The following is a 9,873-nucleotide window of genomic DNA, read 5'->3' as shown; positions in this document are numbered from 1 at the left end:
TTGGGCAACATCACCCCAGCCGAATTTGCAGCCCACCATCAATTTACAACCCCGGATTCTACTGCACCGTGTAGCTAATTACTGGGAGCAGGTCAGAAGCATAAGAGCATTAGTCAATTTAACATAATATACATTATGCGCAAATTAAATTATCTTCGCAGCGGGTGCGGTCTGTAAATAAATTATTCACTTATGTGCGGTTGGGAACAGAGTGATTAAAGCCAATTGAGCAAACTATCGTCAGACGTCTACTTTTTTCTCCCTCTTGTAGTAGGCGTCTCTGGCCCGGCAAGGCCAACTACTCTTTGCCGGGCCTTTTTCTGGGCAACGCTTCAGCATGAGGGTTCTCATTCTTGAATATTCAGACTTGCATCTTGAATATTCAGACTTGCAATATAAAAGTTGGCTGGATCGACAAGCATTTAGTGCGATTTAAGCCAGGAATAGCTGCGACCAAGATCTGTTCCCAATCGTTGAACAGCGATCTGAGTGTTTTAAGTGGAATCTCATATGCGAAAACATGCTCCGGATCGGTTGGCCTGGCTGACGACGCTGTTAACCGGTAAGTGAGGTGGTTTTCCTGTCCTATTCCTCAATTTGATTTCGGTTCTGAATTGGTAGCCTCCATGAACCAGGCGATTGGATAACCATTAAAGACGGTTACCCAGACTGGACTGTAAGTTCCACGCTTGGAATTAACTAAAAAGGAGAATAAGGTGGCTACCGCTCATAACAATTTTGTATATTTTGATATAAACGGCATGAAAGCTTTTAGTTTTACAGAAACAAGCCATTCGATAACATTGGGACAACCATATTACGGCGTTACATCCGGCATAACAAAGGAAGATGGCCATGATCAAGCCTACATTCTGGTTAATGCAGGAAGAAAGAAAACGGCTGCCGTTGCAAACTGGTTTAAATCAGCAACTGGTGATGGCCAGACTGTAGTATGCGATAGCGCTGGAACTTACCCCAATGAACTGAACTTTGCCGTGCAAGGCACCATGAAGATCACGAATCAGTCCAACCAGGTGATAGTTGTTGAAAATTTTATTGTCGCCCAGGGACATTTTATTTTGACCAATAACTGGTGGATCTCAAGCCCCACTATGCAGGGTATTCACGTATCCATCTCAGGGGCGGCCACGCAAGTGTGTTCCATGGAAGGTAGTTGTTATACCGGTAATAGTGACTTTTAGTCCAAAGACGCCCTGCGTCAATCATTTCAGCATTGGCATATAGAAACCAAGACGATTTTTCGGAGCGCAGGTCAATTCCGCGATCCTGAGTTTTCGCATATATGTTCTCTTCCCTCTTGCCGTTACAGACGCGGATAAGAGTCTGTAGCGGCACAGTTTTAAGATTATTTCTGCGGCGCCTGCACGTCGAGATTACCCGCAACCAGCGCAAGCCAGATAATTTTGCATTCGCCGACTCGACCAGTTCACCCTTTTTGATCTTCGTTAGCGTCTACGCTATTTGAGGGTAAACCACCTCTCCCACCACCTCAAGAATCCGGTCTTTGGACATGTGCGAAAGTAGTTCTCCGGCGTGGGTTCCCACCAGTCGGCCATGCCCAGATTCGACGCATTCATGAATGCCGACACGTCTTTCAATGGCGCGTTCTCACGGCTTGAAACGGTATTGACCGAAAACCGCCACACATAAAGCCAACAAGTCCAGGAGATCTTGCTGCGGTAGCTCCAACAACCATATGGGAACATGATTCGTGCGATTTGGATCCGACTTGAAACCGTTCGGCTGTCTTTATTCTTTCACTTTTCAACTTGTTGAAAACGGCTTATGATTGAACGAGTAAATAAGTGTTACAAATTTTTTAGGGCGCCGTCTTATAATTCTCAAACTCCATTCATTGAAAGGAGAAAACATGAAATTTATAGTTCTGGCTATTTTTACCGCGATCATTTCAACCGTCGCATTGGCGGCGGATGCGCCTCCGATATTTGAAAAGCCGGACCCCCAAAGCAAGTTCAAGGATGCACAGCTTCACGTGAAAGAACTGATGAAAGCGGGTCAGTACAAAGAAGCGTCTGAATATATGGCTGTCTATCAAAGATTGAGCTGTGAAGCGGCGGAGCAGAAAGCAGGAACCAGCATAGAGGAAGGAACTGCAATTTGCGCGCGTAAATATCATCAGGCGGGTGTCAACGCCATCAGTGCCCAGTCATCTGCAACAGACTCGCTATCTTCAAGTACGCTTGCCCCTGGCATCATGGTGATGCCTCGTACCCTGCCTGGTTCGCCGACGGCGCTGGATGGTGGTTCCACACCCTCCCTTTTTGTCTTTGATCCTCGATCTACCCCTGGGCAAGCGGGTCCTCCGCCTGATCGCAAGGTTGATCCCTGGACTGGAAGTCCTTGATTTTCTTTCCTCTCAGCAAAAAATAAGCATCTGAAGCAGTACGCCTACCCAAGCGAGGCAATTTTTTCGGTTGGAACCTCAGGATTTGAGGTGTATGATTTCGTCCTGCCAATATTATCGATCCTGGAGACAATTTTGAAAATATCCAATCTAACGGTAGCTTTTTCCATCGGACTCATGCTGCTGAGCCCGTTATATGTGCATGCGGAAACAGCGGGTACCAATACTGCGAGCGCGGCGGCGGGAATGCCCAGCAATGAGGGCAAAGTACTTTCTACGCTGGATGCACCAGGTTATACCTATATGGAGTTGGCCAATACTGAAAAACGTTTCTGGATCGCCGCCCCCACCACCAGAGTAAAGGTAGGTGATCGTGTTCGTTTTGAACAGAGCCTGGTTATGAAGAATTTCAATAGCAAAACGCTCAACCGAACCTTCGATCAAGTTATTTTCGTCAATTCAGCCACAATAGTGAATTAGCTTGAAACAACATTAATATTGCAAGGTAAGCGACTGATTTTCAGTGATGTTATGCGCCCTTCCGTATTTTTTGATGTTTAATTGTTTTTTCCGGCTCTTTCCCAGATTCTGGTTCAACAAACCCCACGAAGAGCTTGTTTTTTAACTTTTTTAGCTCATCCCGATATTCTGCCGCTTTTTCGAATTCCAGGTTTTTTGCGGCATCGTGCATCTGCTTCTCGAATGCCTTGATTTCCCTGGCTAGTTGCGCTTCGCTCATCGAATCGTAGCGCGCTTGCACTTGCGCTGCCTTGAGATGCTGCTGGGCGGTTTCAATGTTATAAACCCCATCGATCAAATCCTTCACACGCTTGTGTACGCTTCGCGGTGTGATGTTATGTTTCTGGTTAAACAACGTTTGCTTATTGCGGCGACGCTCGGTTTCGCCCATCGCCAGGCGCATGGAATTGGTGATCCGGTCCGCATATAAAATCGCAGTGCCATTAATATGACGTGCGGCACGGCCGATGGTTTGTATCAAGGAGCGTTCGGAACGCAGAAATCCTTCCTTGTCGGCGTCCAGTATGGCTACCAGCGATACTTCGGGTATATCCAGACCCTCCCGTAGCAGGTTGATCCCCACCAGCACGTCGAATTTACCAAGCCGCAGGTCGCGGATGATCTCTACCCGTTCCACTGTATCGATGTCCGAGTGAAGGTAGCGTACTTTGATACCGTGATCGGAAAAATAGTCCGTCAAATCCTCGGACATGCGTTTGGTCAGTGTCGTTACCAATACCCGTTCGCCTTTGGCCGTGCGCAGGCTGACCTCGGACATGAGGTTATCGACCTGGGTTGTAGCGGGACGAACCTCAATCTGTGGATCCACCAAGCCGGTAGGCCGTACCACCTGCTCCACGACTTGCCCGCTGTGCACCCGTTCAAACTCTGCGGGAGTCGCGGAAACAAATACCGTTTGAGGCATTATTTTCCTGAATTCGTCAAACCGTAGCGGGCGGTTGTCCAGCGCCGAAGGCAGGCGAAAGCCGTATTCCACCAGATTTTCCTTACGTGAACGGTCTCCCTTGTACATGCCCCCTATCTGAGGGACCGTGACGTGGCTCTCGTCGATTACCATCAACGTATCGGGCGGCAGATAGTCCAGCAACGTAGGTGGGGGTTCACCCTCTTTTTTTCCGGACAAATGCCGCGAATAGTTCTCAATGCCTTTGCAGAAACCCAATTCGTTAAGCATCTCCAGATCGAAACGAGTGCGCTGTTCGATACGCTGCAGCTCCACCAATTTGTTGTGCAGGTGAAAATAATCTATGCGTTCCCGCAACTCGGCCTTGATCGTTTCGATCGCGCGTAACGTGGTACTTCGGGGGGTTACATAATGGCTGGACGGATAAACCGTATAACGTGACACTTTTCTCAACGTGTGCCCGGTGAGCGGATCAAACAGCGTCATGCTTTCTACTTCATCGTCGAACAGCGATACGCGCACTGCGGTTTCCGAACTTTCAGCGGGAAATATGTCGAGTACGTCTCCCCTCACCCTGAAGGTTCCACGCGCGAATTCAAAGTCGTTGCGTTCGTACTGCATTTCGATCAAACGCTGTATGGCCTGGCGCTGGGTAATTTTTTCCTGTTCGCGCAAATGCAGGATCATGCCGTGGTAATCGACCGGATCACCAATACCATATATGCATGAAACCGAGGCGATGATTATGGTGTCGTTTCGCTCAAGCAGCGCTTTGGTCGCAGACAAACGCATTTGCTCGATGTGCTCATTGATCGCGGAATCCTTTTCGATAAACAGATCACGCGAAGGAACATAGGCTTCCGGCTGATAATAGTCGTAATAGGATACGAAGTACTCAACGGCGTTTTCCGGAAAGAACTCGCGCATTTCCGCATAAAGCTGAGCTGCGAGTGTTTTATTGGGCGCCATGATAATCGCAGGACGCCCCAGCAGAGCGATCACATGGGCCATGGTGAAGGTCTTGCCGGAACCCGTTACACCCAGCAATGTCTGGAACGCGAGGCCGTCCTCGATCCCTTCCACCAGCTTGTCGATCGCTTCAGGCTGATCGCCGGCAGGCTCGAACAACTGATGCAGTTTGTAAGGACTATTGGGGAAGGTCTGGATCACAGGTATAATCGCGGGCTCAGTTATTTCGAAATCATTCTTCGGCTATCCAGCTAATTTTACCATGCGGGCACAGCCGACATCAGCGTAAGGACATTATCGTGGAACTCTCGAAGCGCGTTCAGGCCATCAAGCCCTCCCCTACTTTAGCGGTCACCGCCCGGGCTGCACGGCTCAAGGCAGAGGGCAAGGACATCATCGGACTGGGTGCCGGCGAGCCGGATTTCGATACCCCGCAGCATATCAAGGATGCCGCCATCGCCGCCATCAACAGGGGTTTTACAAAGTATACGGCAGTAGGCGGCACCCCCGGCCTCAAGAATGCGATCGTTGCCAAATTCAAGCGCGACAACGGTTTTGACTATACTGCCCGCCAGATCCTGGTTTCGTGCGGCGGAAAGCAGAGTTTTTTCAATCTGGTGCTTTCCACCATCAATCCTGGCGACGAAGTCATCATACCCGCGCCCTACTGGGTGTCCTATCCCGATATCGTCCTTATCGCGGAGGGAAAACCTGTGATCGTCGAGGCCGGCATCGAGCAGGGTTTCAAGATAACCGCGGCGCAACTGGAAAAAGCCATCACGCCCAGAACCAGGATGTTCGTCATCAACAGCCCCAGCAACCCTTCGGGCGGGGTTTATACACTGGATGAGCTCAAAGCCCTGGGCGAAGTGCTGCTCAGGCATCCTGATATTCTCGTGGCCACCGACGATATGTACGAACATATTCTGCTCTCCGGCGGAAAATTCGTGAATATACTCAACGCATGCCCCGAGCTATATCCGCGCACCATCGTGCTCAATGGCGTATCCAAGGCCTACGCCATGACGGGTTGGCGTATTGGCTACTGCGCGGGTGCGGCACATATCATTACCGCCATGGAGAATATTCAGTCCCAGAGTACGTCCAATCCCACTTCCATTTCGCAAGTGGCTGCGGAAACAGCCCTTAACGGTGATCAAGCCTGTATTCAACCCATGGTAGCCGCGTTCAGGGACCGTAACCGGTTCGTCACCGACGCGCTCAACGCCATCCCCGGCATCGAGTGCCTTTTGTCCGAGGGCGCATTCTATGCTTTCGCCGATGTCCGGAAGGCGATAAGTGAATTGCATGCCAAAGGCGATATCAAGGATGGCAGCGATATCGCCTTCAGCGAATATCTTCTGGAACACGGCGGCGTCGCGGTGGTGCCGGGTTCAGCGTTCGGAAGCGAAGGATATATTCGTCTTTCCTTCGCCACTACCATGGCAAACCTGGAAAACGCACTCGGACGCATCGCGAAAGTGCTCGCCTGAAAAAACGCGAGTGATAGTAAGGGTGAAGTGATAGTGAGGGTGAAGGTGCCTCATCAATTCCGGGAAGCCGGAGGAGGTTCTTCAGGGAGGTGCACCAGCTCAGGATATTTTTCCAGTGCTCGCTTGCGGTCGTACCTCAGGAGATCTTTCGCAGCCGCGCTGAAAGCCTGTTGACTATCGGTCTGCGGATCAAGCTGCGGTGCCTGCGCTGTCGTGCTGGAAATCGTCTCCCGTGGCGGTGGCGGGATGTCGGTCCTTGGTTGGGCAAGTGAATCGGCGAGTACTTGCGACACGCTTTGTATGCCCAGTTTTCTCCTCCGCGCGACCTCATCGTTATAGTCCGGCGTGCCGGCGAACTTCTCGGATAGTAATTGCAGGATCGATGTGTGATCCATCGATCCCTTGAAAACAGTACCTGGTCGGATCCATGGTGACGCGATAAGAGCCGGAACCCTCGGGCCGGTGCTTTCAAACGCGGTTTGGAATAGCGAACGAGGTGGAACCGCTGTAGGGATCGCGAGTGGCGGAACATGGTCGAAGAATCCGCCATGCTCATCATGCATAGTGATCAACAGCGTGCGGTTCCATTTTTCCCTGTCCCGGGTCAACAGGCTGTAAATATCCCGCAGGAAGTTTTCGCCGGGTCCGATAGGCGTGGGTGGGTGGTTGTCGTTGGGTATCCAGCCGAAATGGGTAGGAGAATCAGTATACTCAGGCTCGATGAATATCACGCCAGGCATCTCTGAGACTGATTCCGACTCGAAATCCGCCGGAAAATGCCGGAAGCTGCGGAAATCAGGCCCAAGTACCTCTTCATGGAAACGATCGAAAAGAGTAAAGAATGAAATCCCGCAGTGATAGACGCGCCAACTGACATTACGGGAATTCAGCCACTCAAAAATAAAACTTCCCTTCATTGTTGGGATGGGGCGCGGTTTCGTGTCGTCGATCATGCTGTAGCCGCTGTACGCCACTGAACGATTCGGCTGAGTATCCGTCGGAAGCGGAGCAAACCAGTTATCGCACACGGCATACTGCGTCGCAAGAAAATTCGATATCGGCGTATCGCCAGGCGATAAAAATCCCAACGATGGTGGGTCCTTGACTTTGCTGCCTGTCGCCTGGAAATAAGCATCGGCAAAACCGCTCATTGTGAAACGCGAACCGGCCTTTGCCAGTTGAGTTGCTACACGAGCCCTGCTGTGGGGCAGGTCATGCAACAGAGGTCCATCCTTCAATTCGAAAGGCTGGTAACCCTGGCCGTCCAGGAAATTGGTATAGTCGAAGTTCGTCTCGGGATCGACCAATCCCTCCACGTCTTTTCGATTGCCAAAGCGGGCCATGCTGAGGTGCCCAAGAACGTGATCGAAGGATCGGTTCTCCATCATCACGATCACGATGGTCTGAAACTGGTCAAGGGCCGCCATTCGGTCTCTCCTCGCAGCTCATCTGCGTTCTGATGGTTAATCGGCCCCGTACCGCGTCGAGCGCATTATCGCAACTTTCACCGGGAGCTAATGGGGTACGAACCGTCCAGGTACCTATAACAGACACATTTTTGAAGTGACCTGTCGTACCATTCGGTGGTATCTCCACCTCGATATCTTCCTTGCTGACACCCAGTGGCCGATTGTAGTTATTTACAATCGACACGGCTCGGACCCGTGAAGAGGTGTCTTTTTGCTGCAGTGTGAACGATGTCGATACGGACTGGGGGCTGCCGCCACACTGGGCAATGCCCCCCAGCAGCCCGGCACTCTGGCTGGGTATCACCTGGACATCCCACTCGCGCTGAGCGCTCTTGAGCAGGCCTGGAACCTTGATCGTAAACCGGGTATTCTCCGTGGGGGCGAAAGATCGCGAGCCTTCTGTGGGCCCTTCCCCTGTCCCCTCCAATGGAGGTGCCGCATCCAGGGTGATTTTGTCTGAAGCCTCCCAATCGATCTCGACGGTTTCTCCGGGACATACAATGCTCGGGGTTACGGAGAAAGATTTGATCTGGGCACAACCTGCGACCAGCGGCGCCATAAGCAACGTGGTCAATACTAAAAATCTGTCATGCATTTCCAATCTCCCCGGGACGAGCACAGTTCGCGAACCGCCCACGATGCGCGTCATGCTTTCTCAACTCTTTCAAACGAGCGGAACCATCAAAGCTTCAGCGGGTAACAATGATCGGAACATCGCCCGGTGCCCGCATCCATTCTGGCCGGCTTTACCAATATCCCGGCGGCACCAGGTAGAGGCCCGTATCCCATTTCCATTGCCGGATGGGGTTTTCGGTCATCGCATCTTTGTCATCAGGCTGCGCAGTCCAATGAAAATCGCACACGCTTCCCATGTGCCCTACGAACGTATGTATGCCGCCATTCGCGACACCAACGAAGAAAGGCACATTCTCCAGTTTTTCCAGCAACATCAGGGTATTGCGATCCGGCGTGACGCCGCGGTAGCCCGTAATGACTGCATCGCAGCGTACGCCATTCGATCCTGGAATCGGTGATTTCCATACGCGCGTGCCCGCTTTCGCCATATTAAGCGCGCCCAATTTCTCTCGCTCGTTTGAGTTCGCAAGATCTTCGGCGGTTCTGGGGCAATAAAAAATGACGGTCCAGCCGTCTTTCTGTAATTCCTCGCAGAGCACGGTACCGCGCAGATCGGCATCCTTTACTCTGCTGTTGATCTCGGCGAAACGCCCACCATAACCGCCCCCCTCGTAGGCTGCCTTCACGTTTTCCATTACCCAGCCGATACACGAACTTTCCTTAAGCCGCGCAGCTTGCCCGGACGTATTTTCTATGATGACCGACCCAGGTTCGATCGATCCCATTCGCCAATTTCCCATGCTCATGGCATCTATTTCCGTTCGCAGGGCTGGCCGGTCGCCTCTCAGGATAGCATCGTGGAAAGGTGAGTGGTCGCCGTAGTAGAGACCGATACCGGTGTTGTCGATAGCGGCCTTATGCGCATTGCTATTGTCGGTGATACTCTTGTCACCCAGTTCCGCAACCTTCTTCCAGCTCAACGCCTCGTCTCTTTCCGGCGCGAGACTCCCCGTTTTTGAGAACAACCATTGAGCAATGGCCAAGGCCGGCGGGTCAGAGATTGTATTAACGTTGCCGTCATGGTCATAATTATCGATGACCTCCCACAACTTCTCAAGATTTTGGGTCGTGCCCTCGATAATCCCGTTGCTGGATATACGCCTCACATTCAAATCCGGGTGAGCACTTTGAAGCTCGGCGGTATTGATGAATTTCCCCCTCAAGCGATTAACGAAGGTGTTGTGGTCGAGTATGGGCATTTCGTAGCTCCTGGCAGTAACCGGACAAGATCGAAATGGCGGAGATTTCAGCCTCCAGTTTTCCTCGCCCTATAAATTCACTTTAGCAGCAATTGCGAAAAGTTCAATTCCCTTCAAGTCGGAATCAGTGCTGCCCCACCGGTTAAGGTACTGTCTATATGGATTATATGAACCATATGAATATATTGTCCATGGGAGACGCGGGTGTATAAGGATTGAATGTTTCAGAGCTTGTTGGCATTAATTGGAGATTGAGTAGCCCCAGCTCGGGCTCATG

8 protein-coding genes are annotated in these 9,873 nt (G+C 51.4%); 4 read left to right on the top strand and 4 right to left on the bottom strand.

What is annotated here, in order from left to right:
• Positions 1-716 precede the first annotated feature (716 nt).
• The 3 genes from BLP78_RS11470 to BLP78_RS11460 all read left to right on the top strand — a co-directional run bounded on the left by BLP78_RS11470 (position 717) and on the right by BLP78_RS11460 (position 2,866).
• Positions 717-1,202 carry a hypothetical protein gene (locus BLP78_RS11470; RefSeq protein WP_090459341.1) on the top strand — a complete coding sequence of 162 codons (486 nt, stop codon included), beginning with the start codon at positions 717-719 and terminating at the stop codon, positions 1,200-1,202.
• A gap of 689 nt (positions 1,203-1,891) precedes the next feature.
• On the top strand, positions 1,892-2,386 hold the full coding sequence (locus BLP78_RS11465) for a hypothetical protein (protein ID WP_090459339.1): 495 nt from the start codon (positions 1,892-1,894) through the stop codon (positions 2,384-2,386).
• A gap of 135 nt (positions 2,387-2,521) precedes the next feature.
• Positions 2,522-2,866 (top strand): NrfJ-related protein, encoded by a 345-nt coding sequence (locus tag BLP78_RS11460; protein WP_176752854.1) that lies wholly within the window; start codon positions 2,522-2,524, stop codon positions 2,864-2,866.
• 49 nt (positions 2,867-2,915) lie between these two features.
• On the opposite strand, the gene uvrB is transcribed toward BLP78_RS11460, so the two are convergent.
• A complete protein-coding gene (gene uvrB, locus BLP78_RS11455) occupies positions 2,916-5,000 on the bottom strand; it encodes an excinuclease ABC subunit UvrB (protein WP_090459338.1) in 2,085 nt (694 codons plus the stop codon).
• A gap of 98 nt (positions 5,001-5,098) precedes the next feature.
• On the opposite strand from uvrB, the gene BLP78_RS11450 reads away from it, so the two are divergent.
• Positions 5,099-6,292, top strand: a complete 1,194-nt coding sequence (locus BLP78_RS11450; RefSeq protein WP_090459336.1) for a pyridoxal phosphate-dependent aminotransferase — start codon at positions 5,099-5,101, stop codon at positions 6,290-6,292.
• A 53-nt stretch (positions 6,293-6,345) separates the two neighbouring features.
• Here BLP78_RS11450 and BLP78_RS11445 read toward each other — a convergent pair whose 3' ends face one another.
• The 3 genes from BLP78_RS11445 to BLP78_RS11435 all read right to left on the bottom strand — a co-directional run bounded on the left by BLP78_RS11445 (position 6,346) and on the right by BLP78_RS11435 (position 9,596).
• Positions 6,346-7,719, bottom strand: coding sequence for an alkaline phosphatase family protein (locus BLP78_RS11445; RefSeq protein ID WP_090459335.1), 1,374 nt, complete (start codon positions 7,717-7,719; stop codon positions 6,346-6,348).
• Complete coding sequence (locus BLP78_RS11440) at positions 7,706-8,356, bottom strand: hypothetical protein (RefSeq protein WP_143002948.1); 651 nt, start codon at positions 8,354-8,356, stop codon at positions 7,706-7,708. The genes BLP78_RS11445 and BLP78_RS11440 overlap by 14 nt, the downstream gene beginning before the upstream one ends.
• 151 nt (positions 8,357-8,507) lie before the next feature.
• Positions 8,508-9,596 (bottom strand): hypothetical protein, encoded by a 1,089-nt coding sequence (locus BLP78_RS11435; protein WP_090459330.1) that lies wholly within the window; start codon positions 9,594-9,596, stop codon positions 8,508-8,510.
• Positions 9,597-9,873: the final 277 nt, after the last annotated feature.

Source organism: Nitrosospira sp. Nsp1 (assembly GCF_900100985.1).
Classification (GTDB): Bacteria; Pseudomonadota; Gammaproteobacteria; order Burkholderiales; family Nitrosomonadaceae; genus Nitrosospira.
The sequence above is the reverse complement of the archived record's forward strand: the minus strand, read 5'-3'. Positions and strand labels throughout refer to the sequence as shown.